The sequence below is a fragment of the Prosthecobacter sp. genome (genome assembly GCF_046154365.1).
GTDB lineage: Bacteria > Verrucomicrobiota > Verrucomicrobiia > Verrucomicrobiales > Verrucomicrobiaceae > Prosthecobacter.
Genome location: NZ_JBJXFV010000212.1, coordinates 1 through 18,897, shown reverse-complemented (window position 1 = coordinate 18,897; position 18,897 = coordinate 1). Strand labels below are relative to the sequence as shown.

10 protein-coding genes are annotated in these 18,897 nt (G+C 61.3%); 4 read left to right on the top strand and 6 right to left on the bottom strand.

The features are described from left to right. Positions 1-302 precede the first annotated feature (302 nt). Complete coding sequence (locus ACKVY0_RS27170; protein ID WP_409218014.1) at positions 303-587, top strand: hypothetical protein; 285 nt, start codon at positions 303-305, stop codon at positions 585-587. 509 nt (positions 588-1,096) lie between these two features. After that, positions 1,097-1,420, top strand: coding sequence for a hypothetical protein (locus ACKVY0_RS27165; RefSeq protein ID WP_409218013.1), 324 nt, complete (start codon positions 1,097-1,099; stop codon positions 1,418-1,420). A 78-nt stretch (positions 1,421-1,498) separates the two neighbouring features. On the opposite strand, the gene ACKVY0_RS27160 is transcribed toward ACKVY0_RS27165, so the two are convergent. From ACKVY0_RS27160 to ACKVY0_RS27135, 6 genes are all read right to left on the bottom strand, one after another. Continuing rightward, on the bottom strand, positions 1,499-1,939 hold the full coding sequence (locus tag ACKVY0_RS27160) for a hypothetical protein (protein WP_409218012.1): 441 nt from the start codon (positions 1,937-1,939) through the stop codon (positions 1,499-1,501). 55 nt (positions 1,940-1,994) lie between these two features. Then, a complete protein-coding gene (locus ACKVY0_RS27155; RefSeq protein ID WP_409218011.1) occupies positions 1,995-3,983 on the bottom strand; it encodes a heavy metal translocating P-type ATPase in 1,989 nt (662 codons plus the stop codon). Beyond that, a complete protein-coding gene (locus ACKVY0_RS27150) occupies positions 3,970-7,125 on the bottom strand; it encodes an efflux RND transporter permease subunit (RefSeq protein ID WP_409218010.1) in 3,156 nt (1,051 codons plus the stop codon). The genes ACKVY0_RS27155 and ACKVY0_RS27150 overlap by 14 nt, the downstream gene beginning before the upstream one ends. Before the next feature lie 10 nt (positions 7,126-7,135). Beyond that, positions 7,136-7,834, bottom strand: coding sequence for a hypothetical protein (locus tag ACKVY0_RS27145; RefSeq protein WP_409218009.1), 699 nt, complete (start codon positions 7,832-7,834; stop codon positions 7,136-7,138). A 12-nt stretch (positions 7,835-7,846) separates the two neighbouring features. Next, positions 7,847-9,118: a TolC family protein gene (locus ACKVY0_RS27140; protein ID WP_409218008.1), complete on the bottom strand. Its 1,272-nt coding sequence runs from the start codon at positions 9,116-9,118 to the stop codon at positions 7,847-7,849. A 126-nt stretch (positions 9,119-9,244) separates the two neighbouring features. Next, positions 9,245-9,658 (bottom strand): hypothetical protein, encoded by a 414-nt coding sequence (locus ACKVY0_RS27135; protein ID WP_409218007.1) that lies wholly within the window; start codon positions 9,656-9,658, stop codon positions 9,245-9,247. A 13-nt stretch (positions 9,659-9,671) separates the two neighbouring features. Between ACKVY0_RS27135 and ACKVY0_RS27130 the strand changes: the two genes are divergently transcribed. Then, entirely contained in the window at positions 9,672-10,127 is a 456-nt protein-coding gene (locus tag ACKVY0_RS27130; protein ID WP_409218006.1) for a hypothetical protein, read from the top strand. A 42-nt stretch (positions 10,128-10,169) separates the two neighbouring features. Next, positions 10,170-18,191: an autotransporter-associated beta strand repeat-containing protein gene (locus tag ACKVY0_RS27125; RefSeq protein WP_409218005.1), complete on the top strand. Its 8,022-nt coding sequence runs from the start codon at positions 10,170-10,172 to the stop codon at positions 18,189-18,191. The last annotated feature ends 706 nt before the right edge of the window (positions 18,192-18,897 follow it).

Genomic DNA, 18,897 nt, shown 5'->3' with positions numbered 1-18,897 from the left:
CCGACGTACGTCGGCCTGGGCTGGTTGTTGTCTTTGCTCGCGTGCGCACAGAATGCGCGCACGCGGTCCGTCCTAATGCTCGCGTCCACCAAAAATGTCAATGAATTTTTCTAACAAAGCAGAACTACTTTTGGGCACACGATGCCCTTCGTGCTCTCGAATGGGCCAAAGACCGCCGCTATCGAAAACTCGCGTTGCCCGGAGTGATCGGTGCTGTGATTGACCTTGGGAATTGCCTCAACCTCGCAGAGCGCGCCGCCATTGAGTGGGTCACTCGTGCCCACGCGCATTTGAAGGGCACCATGGAAAATGAAAACCTCCCGAACGCCATGCCGGTGAATAAGGGCGGAAGGCGCGTGCTGGACAACCGGGTCATGGAGACGCTGCACGCCCTCCGCAAAGCCGAAGGTCATGAACCCTTTGACACGGTGATCGGCTACTTCGCCGAGGGCAGTCCCATTTATGAAGGGGCCGAGTTGCGGCACCAGAACCATCTGCAAATCTGCGTGCGCAACCCGGCCTGCCTCAAGGGCTATTTTTTGTTGCCGAAAGTTGGCGTGCCTTTGGCTGCCTCTTCTCGGAAGTAGTGGGCAGATTGTGTTGCTGCCGCATTACAAACCGATTGGCTAATCTTGGGCCTCGAATACGACTCTCTTCTTCAAAGCCTCCGCTCCTAGCGACGCCTATTCGGGCTAAAGCCCGGGAATACTCTCTCTCATTCTAAGCTCAACGTCCGCTGCGGAAGCCCTCGCGCAGATCGTGGCGGTTTGCTCGACGAGGGAATGGCGGCGGACGGGTTGAATGGCGCGGGCGAACTGGCCGGCTTTCCCTCCCAGGTTTCAATTCCGTTGTCTTGCCATGGCGAGTCGATTCCGTTGTTAGTTGGATGACCGTCAATCCGGATGCGGGGCCACCCCGCGAAAACAAAAGACATGTTCATGTCATCGACAGACACAGGGGTTTTGTGGCTAGCTTTGGCGTTTCAGGCACCAGTCATGGCCCAAGTCAGCTCCTGACGACCACATCCCAAGCCCATCATTTTCCAGACCACTTGCACCCTGCACCCCATGCAACCACTTCCCATTCCCCCATCAACTTGAACGCAAAGTCCACCATCAAGACCCTCATCCTCAGCGTCGGCATGGCTGTGCTGCTTGCCATTCCAGCGGCCCAGGCTGGCACTGTGCTCTGGACGGGTGGCACAGATGGCAACTGGGACACCAGCACCGCTAACTGGAGCGGGGCGGCCACCTACACTGACGGTGACATTGTTCAGTTCGGTGACACTGGCGGGGGCAATTTATCGATCTCTGTCCTGGCGGCAGGGGTCTCGCCGCTTTCCATCCGTTTCACCGATACGGGCGCGGGCGTATTTGCTCAGCCCGCAGCGCTCCCGCAGCTCTTGCAGGCGTCGAGGTAGCCGAGCGCGGATGCGCTCGGCGTAGTCGTAGGCTTCGTGTTTGTCATTTCCGGGCATGACCAGCCATGGGTTTCTATCTCAATGATCGGCGCAGGTGCAGGCGTATTCGGGGTTGCTGCACTCTTTGCAGGTGTAGAGGATGAGCTTGATGCGGAAGTTCTTGGTTTTCGCGTCGGGAGTGGCTTTGGCCTGGACGACAACTTGATAGCCTTCGCCTTCGGGGAGTTTGGTGGTGGAGACGAGTTTGCCGTCTTTGAGTTCAAAGGCGATCTTGGCTTTGCCGCTGGGGGCTTCGGCGGTGGCGGTGATGACTTCCGTTGTTGCGGGCTGGGCTTTCAGCGCGTCGTCATAGACAGCGATGCTGATGCTGCGGTCTTTTTCGACGAAGAACTCGGCTTGTTTGCCGCCGAGATCGAGGATGAGGCCTTTGCGGGGGCCGGCTTTGACTTTGGCGTCGGCAGCGAAGGCTGAGGTGGTAGCAAGGGCGGCGATGATGAGGATGTTGAGCAGTGTTTTCATGGGTTCGTTGGCTTGGGTTGGGTTGTGGGTTCTTGGTTTTCCAATGGAACCAGGTTCAGGGCTTGGAGCCGATCTCTAGTTTCAGGAAAGGGGATGTGCCGAGCAGGCGCAGGGCATTGAGAATGACGAGCAAGGTGGCTCCGGTATCGGCGAGGATGGCGAGCCAGAGGCTGGTGTGGCCAGTGAAGGCGAGGATGAGGAAGACGGCCTTCACTACGAGGGCGAAGGCGACGTTGAACTGGATGATGCTCAGGGTGCGGCGGCCTAGTGCGATGGCTTCGGCCACGCGGGTGAGGTCGTCCTGCATGAGGGCCATGTCGGCGGTCTCGATGGCGGTGTCGCTGCCGATGGCTCCCATGGCGATGCCGACGCTGGCGAGGGCTAGTGCGGGGGCATCATTCACGCCATCGCCGATCATGCCGACGAAATGGTGCTCGGCCATGAGGCGGCGGATGTGCTCGATCTTCTGCGCGGGCATGAGGTCGCCGTAGGCTTCGTCAATGCCTGCCTGTCGGGCGATGGCATCGACCGTGCGCTGGTTGTCACCGCTGAGCATGACGACTTTTTCAAGGCCTGCGTCATGGAGCAGGGTAAGGGCGTTGGCGGCTTCGGGGCGCAGGGTGTCGCCGATAGCAAGGATGCCGAGAATCTTGCCCTCGCAGCCTTCATGCGGGGTGTGGCCGAGGATGGCGAGGGACTGGCCTTGGTTTTCGATCTCGGTGAGCCGGGCTTCGATCTCGGGTGAGCAGATCCCGAGTTCATGCGCCATTTTGTGATTGCCGATGAAATGCGGATGTCCGTCGATGATGGCGGTGGCTCCACGTCCGGTGATGGATTGGTATTGGGTGGATTCTACCCAGGTGGTGCCTTTGGCGTGTGCGGCGGAGACGACGGCCTTTGCCAGCGGATGCTCGGAGTGGGCGTCAATGGCAGCGGCACGGCGCAGCACTTCGTCTTCGGTCATGTCGCCGAGAGCGATGACGCCCGGGACCTGCGGCCTGCCTTGCGTGATGGTGCCAGTTTTATCCACGGCGAGGGCACGCAGCTTGCCGACGGCTTCGAGGTGTGCGCCGCCTTTGATGAGCACGCCGCGTCGTGCGAGTGCGGTGAGGCCGGAGACAATCGAGACAGGTGTGGCAATGACGAGCGCACAGGGGCAGGCGATGACGAGCAGCACGAGGGCGCGATACGTCCACTCCGACCACGCGCCGCCCATGAGCAATGGCGGCAGCATGGCAACCAATAGAGCGACCACGAACACGGCGGGTGTGTAGATGGTGGCGAACTTGTCCACGAAGCGCTGCGTGGGGGCTTTCTGCTCCTCGGCTTCTTCGACGAGCTTGATGATGCGAGCGAGTGTGGAGTCACTGGCGGCTTTCGTCACTCGCACGGTGAGCGAGCCTTCACCATTGATGGTGCCTGCGAAAACGGTGTCACCGGGTTTCTTCTCCACGGGCACGGATTCGCCAGTGATGGGGGCTTGATTCACGGCGGATTCTCCAGCGATGACCTCGCCGTCCAGCGGGACGCTGCTGCCGCTGCGCACGCTGATCTCCGCGCCCACTGCCACGTCTGCCACGGGCACTTCTTTGGCAACGCCATCAGCTCCTTTGACCAAGGCAGTCTGAGGTGTGAGCTTGAGCAATGCAGCGATGGCACGCCGCGCTCTGCCGACGCTCCAGGATTCGAGCAGCTCTGACAGTGCAAAGAGGAAGACGACAGCGGCACCTTCCGCGCCTTCGCCCACGAGCCATGCGCCACTCACGGCCACGGTCATGAGGACGTTCATATCGAGCCGCAGTTTCTTGAGTGCGCCCCATGCGGCAGGCACCACGAGCAGGCCGCCCGCGAGTGTGGCAAGGCCAAAGAAAATGGTAGGCAGCAGGACAGGACCAGTTTTCAACCATTGCAAAAGCATCCCACTGCCAAGGAGTGAACCGGAGGCGATGACGAGCGTATTGCGCGGCAGTGGTGTGTCATCATGCCCGTGCTCGCAGGAGCCGCAGGATTTGGATTCGGATTTGTCGTGGCTATCGGTTTTCATGCTGCGGCCTTTGCGGGTTTGTTTTCCGCTCAATCCAGTCGTAGAGCACAGGCACGACGAGCAGGGTGAGGAAAGTGGAGGTGATGATGCCGCCGATGACGACGGTGGCGATGGGGCGCTGGACTTCGGCCCCGGCTCCGGTGGCGATGGCCATGGGCACGAAGCCGAGACTGGCTACGAGAGCGGTCATGAGCTTGGGCCGCAGGCGGGTGAGGGTGCCTTCGACGACGGCTTCGCGCACCTCGCGGCCTTCGGTGCGGAGTTGGTTGATGTAGCTGATGAGCATGATGCCATTCAGCACAGCGATGCCGCTCAGGGCGATGAAGCCGACCGCCGCGCTGATGGTGAAGGGCATGCCGCGTAGATACAAAGCAAAGATGCCGCCAGTGACGGCAAGAGGCACACACATGAAGATGAGCGTGGCTTGCTTGAAGGAACCGAAGCTCAAAAAGATGAGCACGAAGATCAAGGCGAGGGCGAGCGGCACGACGATGGTGAGTCGGGCTTTGGCTTCCTGGAGGTTTTTGAACTGCCCGCCGAACTCAAAGTAGTAGCCGTCGGGGAACTTCACTTTGTCATGGATGGCCTGGGTGGCCTCTTGCACGAAGCCTTCGGTGTCGCGTCCACGGACGTTGATGAGGATGCTGACTCGGCGCTGGGCATCTTCACGGGCGATCTGCACGGGCTGTGGGACGAGGACGATCTTGGCGACTTGGCCGAGGGCCAACATTCCGCCGTCTTCGGTGCGTAAGGCGAGACGTTTGATGCCTTCGAGGTCGCTGCGGCGGTCTTCGCCGAGACGGACGACGATGGGGCTGCGTTTGTTGCCATTCATGACGATGCCGACCTCCGTGCCTGCGAGGGCGGTTTCGATGAGGCGGTTGAGTTCATCAGCATGGACGTTGAACTTGCGCATGGCGTCACGGTCAGGCTGGATCTCGATCATGGGGTTCTTGCCGATGTTGTCGAACTCTGTCTCGCTGCCGCCACGAATGCCGCTGATGATGCTACGGGCCTCTCCGGCGAGGCGTTCGAGTTCGTCGTAGTTGTCGCCAAAGATTTTGCACACGAGGTCGGCGCGTGCTCCGGCCATGATCTCGTTGAAGCGCATCTGGATGGGCTGGGTGACGAGAATGTTTTGACCTGGCACCTGATCGAGCAGGGCTTTCCGCATGAGTTCGCCGAGGTGCTCTTTGCTGATGGGTTTGCCTTCTTCTCTGCGCCACTGGTCGCGGGGCGTGAGCATGAGGTAGGTGTCGGCCACGTTGGGGTTCATAGGATCGGTGGCGACTTCGGCAGTGCCGATGCGGGAGAATATCTCTTTCACCTCCGGGAAGTCGCGGCGGATGACGGCCTCGCTTTGCTTCTGGAGATCAATGGAGGAGGACAGGCCAGCACTGCTGCTGCGGATGAGCTGGAAGGCGAAGTCGCCTTCATCGAGCTGCGGGATGAACTCGGAGCCGAGGCGGGTGAAGACCCACATCGAGGAGCCAAAGAGCACAATCATGGGCAGCACGATGAGCGGCATGAAGCGCAGGCCGAAGCGCAGGAGCGGTGTGTAGAGACGTTTGGTGAAGGTGACGATCCAGTTGTCTTTCTCCTGAATCTTCCCACCGAGCAGGAAGGAACACAAAACGGGCATCAAGGTGACGGCGAGCACGAGCGAACCGCCGAGGGCGAGCATGACGACCAACGCCATGGGTTTGAACATCTTCCCTTCGATGCCCTGCAAGGCGAGAATGGGCACGTAAACGACGGTGATGATGAGCACGCCGAAAAACATCGGATTGGCCACTTCCTTGGCCGATTTGAGCACTTCTTCGGTGCGCTCGGCCACGGTGAGCCTGCGGCCCAGGGCGTGCTGTTTTTCGCCGAGATGGCGGACGATGTTTTCCACCATGACGACAGCTCCATCAATGATGAGGCCGAAGTCGATGGCTCCGAGGCTCATCAAGTTCCCGCTGATCTGGTAACGCACCATGCCGGTCATGGCAAAGAGCATGGAAAGCGGGATGACGAGGGCGACGATGAACGCGGCGCGGAAGTTTCCCAGCAGTGCAAAGAGCACGACGACGACGAGCAGTGCGCCCTCGGCCAAGTTCTTCTCCACCGTGGCGATGGTGCGGCTGACGAGATCACTTCGATCATACAAAGCGCGGATGACGACGCCTTGCGGGAGCTTGGGCTGTATTTCGCTGAGCTTGGCCCGCACGGCCATGGCGACAAGGCGGGAGTTTTCTCCGGCAAGCATGATGGTGGCTCCGACGAGGGCTTCTTTGCCGTCAGCCGTGGCGGCTCCGGTGCGGAAGGCGCTGCCGATGATGACGGTGGCGACTTCGCTGAGCAGGATGGGCTTAACACCGCCAGCAAACTTGAGCGGGATGGCGAGGATTTGGTCGATTTCATTTACGCGGCTGGTGGCGCGGATGATGAGCTGCTCACCGCCGATCTCGACATAACCACCGCCAGCATTGCGGGTGTTTTGTTCAACAATCTCCGCGAGCATGTCGAGTGACATGCCGCGTGCGGCGAGGCGTGCAGGATCAGGCTGGATGACGATCTGCCTTTGGTAACCCCCGCTCGTATTGACCTCCGCCACGCCGGGGGTGCCACGCAGCAGGGGCTTCACTTGGTATTCTTGGATTTGCGCGAGGGCCATGAGCTGCGCCTCGCGGGTGGTGGGTTTATTGGCGGCGTCTTCACTGTAATCGAGGCTGTAGTAGAAGATTTCGCCAAGGCCGGTGGCGACGGGCGCGAGCTTTGGCGTGAGTCCGGGCGGGAGGTCATCCAGCACGGTTTGCAATCGTTCGGTGACGAGTTGCCGGGTGCGGTAGAGATCCACGTCGTCATGGAAGATCATGGTGACCTGCGAGAGACCAAACTTTGATAACGAGCGCAGTTCCACCATTTGCGGGAGACCCGCCATCTGGCTCTCGATGGGGAAGGAGACGAGTTTTTCAATCTCCTCTGGGGCGAGGGCGGGCACGGCGGTATTGATCTGCACCTGCGGGTTGGTGATGTCCGGCACGGCATCAATGGGCAGATGAATGGCGGAGTAGGTGCCGATGCCGACGAGGATGAGCGTGGCAAGCAGCACTGCGGCCCGCTGCCGCATGGCGAAGGTGATGAGATGAGTGAGCATGGTGGTGCAGTTAGTGGCCGCAGGTGCAGGCTTTGCCGCCGCGTAGGACTTGGAGTTCAGCGAGCCAGAGGGCCATGACGGGCGTGGTGACAATCTCATCGCCCGTATAGAGGCCATCGGTGATCTCGACATGCTCACCGCTGCGTGAGCCAACTTTGACGGCAGTGCGGAGGTAGAACTCATCGTTCTTGGCATAGACGAAAGTGCCTTCGGCAGTGGTCAGCAGTGCTTTGACTGGAATGGCGGTCACGGCATCACCAGCGGGGAACTGAAACGTGGCGGTCAGGGCGCTGCCGGCTTCGATAGGAGCGGATGTTTGCACGGTGACTTCAAAATCGCCGAGCGTGACATACGCTGCCTTTTCGATGCGGAGCACGCTACCTTTCGTGGTGCCAAGACTCACTTCCATGCCTGGCCGCACGCGGGCGGCTTGGTCAGCGGTGAGCCATCCGCTGGCCTCCGTGCCTGCCTGCATCGCCTGCAACGTGATGGTGAAGGCTGGGGCGATCTTTTCTTCGGCGACTTCGGCGGTTTGCAGGCGAATGGACTGGGCCATGAGCGCAGTGAGGGCCACCCCTTTGCCTTCCTTATATTGAGCGCCGTTTTCCGGTGCCGCGGCGTGTTCTGTGGTGGGACTGGCGGAGGACTCACTGCAGCTAGTAAGTGATGTGGCGATGATCGCGAGAGAGAGGACGAGAAAGAGTTTCATGTGGAGATTGAATTAGTTTTTGGTGGTGACGAGGCTGCCGGGTGCGCCGGTGAGTTCTTCAAGGCTGAGGGCTGATTCGAGTGCCTCGGCCTGCGTGTTGTGGATGGCATCGACAGCTTCGAGATACTTATCCTGAAGCTCGACAAAGGTGCTCATGGGCACGGCACCGAGTCTGAAGTGACGGTCGGCGAGCGCGGCGGCATCGCTGAACTTGGCAGCCGCATCCCCCTTCCATACAGCGAGCCTTGCCCGCTGGGTCTGATAGAGCAGCAGGTGCTCCGTGACCTGCCGCTCGACCTCACGCTGGGCAGTGGCGAGCGTGGCCTGAGCCTGAACCTGCCGCGCTTCCGCAGCGGTGACTTCCGCTTTGCCAGTCTTCCAGAAGGGCAGCGGGAAGGAGATGCCGATACCCGCCGTGGTCTGATCATCCAACGAACGCGTGTTTTGCACCTGAACGAACGGGCCGACGGTGAAGGCAGGGTAACGCTCGTTCTTCGCCAGCTCGACCTTGAAGCCCTGCTGCTCCAACTCCGCGCGGCGCGTGCGCAGCTCGTAGTGGTTCTTCATGGCGGCACCGAGCAGCGAGAGCAGTTCCGGTGCGGGTTTTGTGTCCAGTGGGTCACGTTTGACAATGAGCGATGCATCCGCACGGCGACCCATGAGCTGATTCAACTCCAGCAGGGCCTTTTGCACGACCACACCAGCCTTTGCCGCCCGCGATTCGGCCACGAGTGCCGCTGCTTCAATGGTGGCAATCTCAAGCTGCGGAGCGATACCCGCAGGCTCACGCTGCACCATTACCTCACGCAGCGAGGCATAGCGTGCGGCGACGTCATTCGCCGCATTGGCGAGGTCTTGCTGCGCTGCCAACGTGAAAGCCAGCACGCGCACACGAGCCGCGAGGTGAAAGCGGAATCGCTCCAGCCCCAACTCCGCCATAGCGATGTCGCGATTCGCGATGGCCTTGCGCAGGCCCAAGCGGCCCGGCCACTCAATGGGCTGCGCCAGCTCGGCGGAGAAGGCGAGGCCGTTAGAACGGCTGTCGGTGTTTCGAATCTGGTTGTTGCCGATTTGCAGGCTGAGTTCGGGGTTCGATGGCTTGCCTGCGGTGGTGCGAGCAGCTTTGGCTGCGGCGACCTCAGCTTCATAGAAACGGATTTCAGGATTGCCCGCGAGCGTTCGGCCCACGAGTTCGGAGATGGATGAGGCGGCAGGTTTTGGATCCGCCGCATGGAGCTGTGGCACAACGGCCAGCAATAGGGATGAAAGGATAAAGAAGCGCATAATGAAAAAGGGGTTCGAGTTTGGACGGAGGCACGACAAGGCCACGATGCCGCTGGATGAGCGGTCGCGGTGGGAAGCTCCTGCGTGGATGTCACCGCCCTCATGGGCGGACCAACGCACGGAGCTTTAAGCCTTGATCGAAGGCGCACGCACGGGCAGTGCCGTGCGTTGCGTGAAATGCCACGTCGCTCGCAGTTCCGGCGGCGCGGTGGTCATCGGTAGCCCAGAAGACTCCGTGGCAGTGGCGAGTTCGTCCTGAAGACGGATCATCGCCTGAATCAACTCCACCAGTTCCACCATCTGCATCTCCGGCATCGTGACCGGCGCGGGAACCTGGCTATGAGCAATCGTATCGCTCGGGCAGGAAACGGGAGCGTGGTGCTCGCCATCATGCCCTTTTCCATCGTGGTGCTCGTGGTCGTGATCTGCGCAAGAACTGCACACCATCGCCGCACACGCGTCTGGCCCAAAACAGCACATCGAAGCCGGGACCATCAAGGCCAGCAGCATGAGTGCGAGGATTTGCCAGAAACGTTTCATTGGGAAAGCGAAGGTGAAGACTCGCCGACATCGTGAGATGGTCAAGGTGGGATATTATTCCGTCGGCGGACGCATCCTCATCGATGGTAGCATCGTGATGGATGCCCCCGCTTTCCATGGGGTGCAGGATCTCGGCGGCACCGTCACCCTCAGCGCTGGCAATCACACCTTTGAAGCCTTCTTCTTCGAGGCCGGTGGCGGCGATGAAGGCGAGTTCTACGCTGCGCCTGGCACCTTCACCCTTCACCGCTTGGGATCCAAGCATGAGACTCGTGGGCGACACCGCGAATGGCGGCCTCGCCAACGCCACGCTCGCCTGGGACAGCAAGGCCACCGGCGAATGAGCGTCAATCCTGATGCGGAGCCACTCCGCGAAAACAAAAGACATGCTCATGTCAGCGACAGAAGCGGGGATTTCTGGCTAACTCTGGGTTTTGACATGTCGGTCATGGCGCAAATCGGCTCCTGACGCCCCCCCCCCGACGCAAACGTCGTCCCTTTCCCCATCCACATGCACGCAAGATCCACCATCAAGACCCTCATCCTCAGCGTCGGCATGGCTGTGCTGCTTGCCATTCCAGACGCCCAGGCTGGCACTGTGCTCTGGACGGGTGGCACAGACTTCAACTGGGACACCAGCACCGCTAACTGGAGCAACGGCGGAACGAACCTCTACACCGACGGTGACATCGTTCAGTTCGGCGACACTGGCGGGGGCAATTTGTCGATCTCCGTCCTGGCGGCAGGTGTCTCGCCGCTTTCCCTCAATTTCACCGATACGGGCGCGGGCACCAACGCCTATGCCTTCACCAATGCCTCCGGCGTCGTGGGCATCACTGGCGCGACTGGGCTGACGCTCGATGCTGGTTTCGGCGGGTCGGTTACCTTGGCTTCCACCAATACCTACACTGGAGCCACCACCATCAAGTCGGGCACCTTGGTCGCTGGCACTTCCAATGGCGTCGCTGGCATCAGCTCGGCATCTGCGGTCTTTCTTGGCGACACTTCCGGCTCGGCAAATGCCACGTTGCAAGTGGGCTACATCAGCTCAACGAACTATTCGAACAACATCACGGTGCAAACGGGCAACTCGGGCGTGGCGACCATTAATGGCCATGGCAACTTGAACCTGAACGGCACCTTGACCCTTGGCTCCGCCAGCTCCGTCGGCAAGTCGGTGACCCTGGCGGAAATCGGTAACTCCGGCTGGCTCTTGAATATGAACGGCGTCATCCAAGATGCAGCAGGCATGACGCCTGGAACGGCGGGAACCGTCACCATTGGCAGCAGCAATATCGGAACGGTCTATTTCTCCGCAGCTAACACCTTCACCGGCGACACCGTCATGGGTGGCAACACGGGAACGCTTCGCCTGAACCATGCCAATGCCTTGCAAAACAGCACTCTGGACACAGGTGCCAGTGGCGACCAGCAGGTGATATTCAGTGCAGCTTCCACCTTCAACCTTGGCGGGCTCAAAGGTGCGGATGATCTGGCGATCGGCAGCAATTCCATCAGCGTGGGTGCCAATCATTCTTCCAACACGTATTTGGGCATTATCAGCGGCGCGGGTGGCGCGTTCACCAAGGTTGGCAACGGCACCCAGACCCTCAGCAGCGACAACACCTACGACGGCGCGACCACGATCAGCGGCGGCACCTTGCAGATCGGCAGCGGCGGCACGACCGGTTCGATCAGCAACGCCAGCGCTGTGACCAACAACGGCACACTCGCCTTCAACCGCAGCGATGCGCTCACGGTGAGCAGCGTGATCTCCGGCACGGGTGCGGTGCAGCATCTGGGCGCAGGCACCACCACCCTGACCGGCGCGAACACTTACAGCGGCACCACCACCATCAGCGCAGGCACGCTGCAAGTGGGCAATGGCGGCAGCACGGGGTCACTTGGTTCAGGTGCCATCGTGAACAACGCCAGCCTTGTTTACACTTTGGACTCCACGGCGACCGCCTCTCTGCCTGCCGCTGGCATCACCGGCAGCGGCAATCTGAGCGCGACCGCAGGCTACATCACTCTCAACGGAAATATCACGCAAGGCGGCACGCTGAGCTTGGCGCAGGGAGCCAGCACTGGGCTTTACTCGGGGATCGGACTGGGCGCGGTCAGCACCACGTTGACCGCCGCCTCCATCACGATGTCTGGAGACGTGGGCAAAGCGAATGGCGACGGCAACAGCCTCGCTTTGGACACCAGCGCGGCCAATGGAGCGATCAACCTGAACATCTCCCTGGGAAGGTCTGGCGCTTGGTATATCCCGGCCTCCTTCTCGGCCAACGCTGGCACCGGAGCGATCAACATCACTGGCAGCGGCCCCGCCAGTTCCGGCTGGCGGGACACGCCGGTCACGCTCACGGGTGCCCTCAATATAACGGGCAACGTCAACTCCGACGCGCTGGTGACCGCAGACTCCAATGGCACGACCAGCGGCACGGTTTCGGGTGCTCTCTCGGGCGCGATGCCACTTGCTAAAACCGGCAGCGGCACACTGACGCTGACCGGCGCGAACACCTACACCGGCAGCACCACGATCAGCGGCGGCACTCTGCAAGTGGGCAACGGCGGCACGACGGGTTCGATCAGCAACACCAGCGCTGTGACCAACAACGGCACACTCGCTTTCAACCGCAGCGATGCGCTCACGCTGAGCAGCGTGATCTCCGGCACGGGTGCCGTGCAGCAACTCGGAGCTGGCATCACCGCCTTGACCGGAGCGAACACTTACACTGGCAGCACCGCCATCAGCGCAGGCACTCTGCAAGTGGGCAATGGCGGCGCGACTGGCTCCATCAGCAACACCAGCGCTGTGACCAACAACGGCACACTCGCCTTCAACCGCAGCGGTGCGTTTGCGCTGAGCAGCGTGATCTCCGGCACGGGTGCCGTGCAGCAACTGGGAGCAGGCACCACCACCCTGACCGGCGCGAGCACCTACACTGGCGGCACCACCATCAGCGGCGGCATCATGGAAGTGAACAACACCACTGGCTCGGCCACCGGCTCGGGCAATGTCGTGGTGAACGCCTCGCTCGCGGGTGATGGCTTCATCGTCGCGGGCGGTGCGAACACGGTGCAAGTCAATGGCACCGTGCTGGTGGGCCGTCTCGCCGCCACCCAGGCCACAGATCTGAGCATCACCGCTAGCAGCATTGCCTTGGGTTCATCGAGCACCTGCGTCTTCGATGTGTGGCCCACGGGCGGTATCGATGTGTTACGGCTCAATGGCAGCGTCAGCATCGCCAATGGGGCGAAGTTGCGCTTGGCAAATCCGACCGGGCGCGGGTTCATCGTGGGCGAGAGCTTGCAAGTGCTCGACCTCAGCGGCGCGACCAGCGTCACCGGCAGCTTCAGCAGCATCGACACCAGCGCCTTCAATCTGGGCGGCCTGCAGCTCGATACCAGCAACCTCCTCACCACCGGCGTCGTCACCGTCGTCGCCCCCACCTTCGCACCACCGGAGCCGGTGATCTCGGAGTTCATGGCCAAGAACGACACCGGCATCACGGATGAAGACGGCCAGCGCGGCGATTGGATCGAGATTCACAACCCCAGCGCCACAGCGCGAAACATGGCGGGCTGGTATCTCACCGATCTCATCACCAACAAAACGAAGTGGATGTTCCCCGCTGTGACCATCGAGCCCGGTGGCTTCCTGCTCGTCTGGGCGGATAGCAAAAACCGCCGCGTGGTCGGCTCGCCGCTGCACACGAACTTCGCGCTCAGCAACAACGGCGAATACCTCGGCCTGATCCGCCCAGATGGCACCACCGTGCAGCATGAGTTTGCTCCCACCTTCCCGCCGCAGGTCGGTGATCGCAGCTACGGGCTGGTCTTTGCTCGCAGTCAGTTGCTCGCCGCTGGGGCCAATGCCGACTACCTCGCACCGGCCACCGCATCGGCGCTCGCATCGGATTGGAAGACCGTCACCACCACTCCTGGCACATGGACGATGAATCAACCCACGGGCCTCGGCTTCGGCCTCACTGTGCCCGGCATGACCATCACGGTGCGTGGCAAGAACGGAGCGCTCGATAGCTTGGCAGCGGGCGTGGCGCTGCTCGCGCGCCCCAGTGGTCACAGCGACATCGCCAATGAAAGCATCAGCATCCTGCCCGTGTTCAACGTGCTGGGTGAAGGTGGCGATGGTCACTACAGCGCCAACCAACTCCTGCCCGCCTGGGCGCTGAACGATTATGTTTATCAAGCCAAGGGCATCATCACCATTCCCACCGCAGGCGTCTGGACCTTCGGCCTCAACAGCGATGACGGCGGACGCATCCTCATCGATGGCAACATCGTGATGGATGACCCCGCGTTCCACGGCGCGGTGGATCATCTCGGCAGCGTCACGCTCGCCGCTGGGAATCACACCTTTGAAGCCTTCTACTTCGAGGCCGGTGGTGGCGATGAAGGCGAGTTCTACGCTGCGCCTGGCAACCTCAGCGCTTGGGATGCAACGATGAAGCTCGTGGGCGACACCGCGAATGGCGGCCTCGCCAGCGTCACCACACCGCTGGGGGTTGCCACGGGCGCATCAAGCGCAGTGCAAACCAACATCGAGACGGCGATGCGCAACGTCAATGCCTCCGCCTTCATCAAACAACGCTTCATCGCCAGCGCCGGGGCCTTCACCACACTGAGCTTGCAGATGCGCTACAACGATGGCTTCACGGCCTGGGTCAACGGCACGTCCATCGCCGCCAGCAATGCACCCGCCACGCTCGCATGGGACAGCGCCGCCACCGGCACACGCACCAATGCACAGACGCTCGCGCCGCTAGCCCTCAATGTCTCCGCGGTCATCCCCAGCCTGCTCTCAGGCACCAACCAACTCGCCATCCAGGGGCTCAACACCAGCGCAGCGGATGACAGCTTCCTCATGCTGCCCGAGCTGATCGCTGGCTCGCTGCCAGCCACGCCGGTCGTTGCTTTTTTCAACAACGCCACACCGAACACCATCAACGCCTTGCCCTCCTCATTGGGCAAAGTCGCCACGCTGGCCGTCAGCCCAAAACGCGGCGTTTACCCCGATGCCGTGGTGACCTCAGTGCCCTTCAACGTCACGCTCAGCACCACCACACCCAGCGTGAGCATCCGCTACACCACCGATGGCACGCTGCCCACCGAGACCAATGGCGCGAACTACACCGCACCGATCAGCATTACGCTAACGACCACGCTACGCGCTGCCGCCTTCAAGCCCGGCTGGGAGACCTCCAAGGTCAGCACCCACAGCTACATCTTGCCCGCCGATGTCATCACCCAGAGCCCCACCGGCGCACCACCAGCAGCGCATTGGCCCACGCCCGATGCCAGTGGCAACGTCAATGGCCAAGCCATCGACTACGGCATGGACCCCGACATCGTGAACAGCACCGACGAGACCATCGGCGGCGCGGCCCAGGTGCAGAGCGCCCTGCGTGCCATCCCCAGCGTCTCCATCGTGATGCCTAACACCGATCTCTTTTCCCCATCGACCGGCATTTATGTCAACGCGCTGGGCCGTGGTCTCGCCTGGGAGCGCCCCTGCTCCATCGAGTGGCTCAACGACCCCACAGGCGGCTTCCAGGAGGACTGCGGCATCCGCACACGCGGCGGTTACAGCCGTGTCGGAGCCAACCCCAAGCACTCCTTCCACTTCTATTTCCGCAGCGAGTATGGCAATGGCACGCTGAACTTTCCGCTCTTCGGATTGGCAGGCACTAACAGCTTCAACCAATTCGATATTCGCACTTCACAGAACTACGCCTGGTCATTCTACGGCGACCCCAACAACACCTTTTTGCGCGACGAGTTCTCTCGCCAGACCCAGCTCGAAATGGGCTCGCCCGGCAGCCGTGTCCGCTACTGCCAAGTCTATCTCAACGGCCAATACTGGGGTCTCTACGATCTCGACGAACGCACCGAGGCCGACTTCTGCACCAGCTACATCGGCGGCAGCAAAGCCAATTGGGACGTGGTGAAATCCGAGGTGACCAGCGGCTTCAACACCGGAGCCACCGATGGCGATCTCACCGCGTGGCAGTTGCTGTTCAACAAGGCCAATCCTCTCATCGCCGCTGGCACCTACACGCGCCGCACGCTCACCACCGCCGAATACCACGACCTCATGGGCCTCGCTGCGGACGGCGTCACGCCCAACACCTCGCCCGTGCTGCTCGATGCAGACAACCTCATTGACTACATGCTGAACACCTTCTGGACCGGCAATCTCGATGGCTGCACCAGCGCCTTCCTTGGTGAAAACAACGCCAACAACTGGTTCGGCGCCCGCGACCGCACCGCCAACCGTGGCTTCATTTTCTTCGTCCATGATGCCGAGCACACGCTCTTCAATCCGAGTGAAGATCGCACCGGCCCCTTCAAGCCGACGATCACCGACCTCGCGAGTTTCAACGCCAAGCAGGCCGCCTACAATCCGATGTTCCTCCACGCCGATTTGATGGATGTGCCCGAGTATCGCAAACGCTGGCACAACCGCGTGCAGCACCATCTTTTCAACGGCGGAGCACTCAGTGCCAGCGCCTGCACGGACCGCATCAATCGCATCGCCCCCATCGTCGAGAGCACCATCATCGCCGAATCCGCACGCTGGGGCGATGCCAAGGTCGCCGTGCCCATGAATCGCAACAACTGGCGTGCAGCGCGCGACTACATCCTGCAAACCTACATCCCGCAGCGCAGCGCCAACGTCATCACCCAGCTCCGCGCCGACGGCCTCTACCCCACCACCGCTGGCGTCAGCGTCACACCCTCAGGCGGCTACATCACCAGCACCTCGCAGCTCAATCTCACCGCCGCCGCCACCGTCGGCACCATGTATTACACCATCAACGGCAGCGACCCGCAGAACGCTGATGGCACGCTCAACACCAGCGCCGTCATCTTCGCCCCCAACGGCGAAGTCCGCACCACCCTCATCGCTGATGGTTCCGCCAGCGGCAGCGCCGGAGCCGGAGCCACCTGGAAGTATCGCGACCCCAGCATCGACCTCGGCAGCAGCGACATCGTGCACGGTCACGCCAGCTACAGCAGCACCAACTGGAAGCACCCCAGCTTCGACGACACGAACAGCACGATTTGGAAAGACGGCGATGCCGAACTCGGCGCAGGCGACTCTCCGCGCACCACGATCAACATCGGCCCCAGCGGAGAGCGTTCCCAAGTCATCTACTTCCGCAAAAAGTTCACCGTCACCAACCCCGGCCAATACAACGCCCTCGAACTCGATCTCAAGCGCGACGACGGCGCGATCATCTACATCAACGGCAAAGAAGTCGGTCGCAGCAACATGCCCAGCGGCCCCATCGGCTACGCCTACAACGGCCTCGGCGTGAGCGATGCCGATGAAGAAACGTTCTACCCAGTGACCGATCCACGCCTGCTCCCCAACGTGCTCGTGGAGGGCGAGAACACCATCGCCGTGCAGGTCCACCAAGTGAACGCCACCAGCAGCGACATCAGCTTTGACCTCCGACTCAAAGCCGTGCGCACCCTCGTCGGCAGCCCCATCACGCTCGCTGCCGGCGTGCAAACCATCCGCGCCCGCACCTTCGACGGCACCAACTGGAGCGCCCTCAGCGAAGCCATCTATGTCGTCGGAGCCGTGCCTGCAAACGCCAGCAACCTCGCCATCACCGAGCTGCACTACCATCCCGGCGCGAATCCCGCCACCAGCGCCGCCGAAGCCACCGCAGGCTTCCTCGACGAGAGCAACTTCGAGTTCATCGAGCTAACCAACATCAGCGCCCAGCCCATCGACCTCATGGGCATCAGCCTCACCAGCGGCGTGAGCTGGATCTTCGACAGCAGCGCCACCGCGCCACGCCTGCTCGCCCCAGGGCAAAGGGTTGTCATCGTGGACAACCCCATCGCCTTCGCCATCCGCTACGGCAGCAGCATCCCCATCGCAGGCAACTACAGCGGCAGCCTCGACAACGGCGGCGAATACCTCGCCCTCCACGACAGCAGCCTCACCCTCATCCACGACCTCACTTACGACGACATCGCCCCCTGGCCGCTCGCCCCCGATGGCACCGGCCCCAGCCTCGTGCTCATCAACCCCAGCACCAATCCCAACCCCGCCCTCGCAGCGAATTGGCGCGCCAGCTACAGCAGCAAAGGCAGCCCCGGCACAGAAGACGTCTTCAACCTCGCCGCCTACCTCGCCAACATCGGCCAGACCGACCCCAACGCCGACCCCGATGACGATGGCATGAGCCACTTCTTCGTCTATGCCACCGGTCACAACCTCCGCCGCTTCACGCAAAACGCCAAGCTCGTGAACGTCACCGGCACCGACTACCCCACGCTCGAATACACCCGCCGCAAAGACACGCCGGATGTGACCTACACCGTGCAAGCATCGATCGACTTAGTGACCTGGACCCAGCCCACCGCCCCGGTCGATATCGTGAACAACAACGACGGCACCGAGACCATCCGCGTCCGCACCACCACCACGCTAGCGACACAGCCCAGGCAGTTCCTCCGCCTGCAACTCACACAAGCGCCGTGAGCATGATCAGGTGCATTTCCATCAGATGGAAGTGCAGTGAAGTGCCTTCCTCATTCAAGCGCATCGAGATACAACGGTATTGTGAAAAACCTATCTCCAGGCAGCAGAGGCGCTTCTGCTCGCGCTCGTTGATGAAGTCATCCCTCAACATGTCTCAGCTCCTCAAAGAATATTCTCTCGTCGCTCGGTTGTTCCTGGGGTGCCTAGCCACACTTCCGTGGCTCGCATCGGCGGCGCCGTTCACTCCTGGGAATGTCGTGGTGTTTGGCCGCTGGAGCCACCAATACGGCCTCCCGTGGTGTCGCACTCGCTCCACAGACCATTCAAGAAGCCTAAAGACCAGGCTTCCACCAAAATCACCCCATTCGGGGCGTTACCAGATTGCGCGGATGCAGACAGGATCAGTTCCGCCAGACAAAATACGCCTTATGAATCCACACTCCCTCTCCGCAGGCCTCGCTTGTTTTTTGCCTCCAGGCACCAAAGGCTCTCATGCTCGCGTTGGTTTGTGAAGTCACCCCTCAACATGTCTCATCAGCTCAAAAAGCATTCTCTCTTCATTCGATTAGCCCTCGGCTGTTTAGTTCTGCTTTGTTAGAAAAATTCATTGACATTTTTGGTGGACGCGAGCATTAGGACGGACCGCGTGCGCGCATTCTGTGCGCACGCGAGCAAAGACAACAACCAGCCCAGGCCGACGTACGTC

Excerpts from the sequence above, each read along its gene's own strand:
- ACKVY0_RS27170 (WP_409218014.1), top strand. The coding sequence starts at position 303 with ATGGAAAATGAAAACCTCCCGAACGCCATGCCGGTGAATAAGGGCGGA.
- ACKVY0_RS27160 (WP_409218012.1), bottom strand. The coding sequence starts at position 1,939 with ATGAAAACACTGCTCAACATCCTCATCATCGCCGCCCTTGCTACCACC.
- ACKVY0_RS27155 (WP_409218011.1), bottom strand. The coding sequence starts at position 3,983 with ATGAAAACCGATAGCCACGACAAATCCGAATCCAAATCCTGCGGCTCC.
- ACKVY0_RS27150 (WP_409218010.1), bottom strand. The coding sequence starts at position 7,125 with ATGCTCACTCATCTCATCACCTTCGCCATGCGGCAGCGGGCCGCAGTG.
- ACKVY0_RS27145 (WP_409218009.1), bottom strand. The coding sequence starts at position 7,834 with ATGAAACTCTTTCTCGTCCTCTCTCTCGCGATCATCGCCACATCACTT.
- ACKVY0_RS27140 (WP_409218008.1), bottom strand. The coding sequence starts at position 9,118 with ATGCGCTTCTTTATCCTTTCATCCCTATTGCTGGCCGTTGTGCCACAG.
- ACKVY0_RS27135 (WP_409218007.1), bottom strand. The coding sequence starts at position 9,658 with ATGAAACGTTTCTGGCAAATCCTCGCACTCATGCTGCTGGCCTTGATG.
- ACKVY0_RS27125 (WP_409218005.1), top strand. The coding sequence starts at position 10,170 with ATGCACGCAAGATCCACCATCAAGACCCTCATCCTCAGCGTCGGCATG.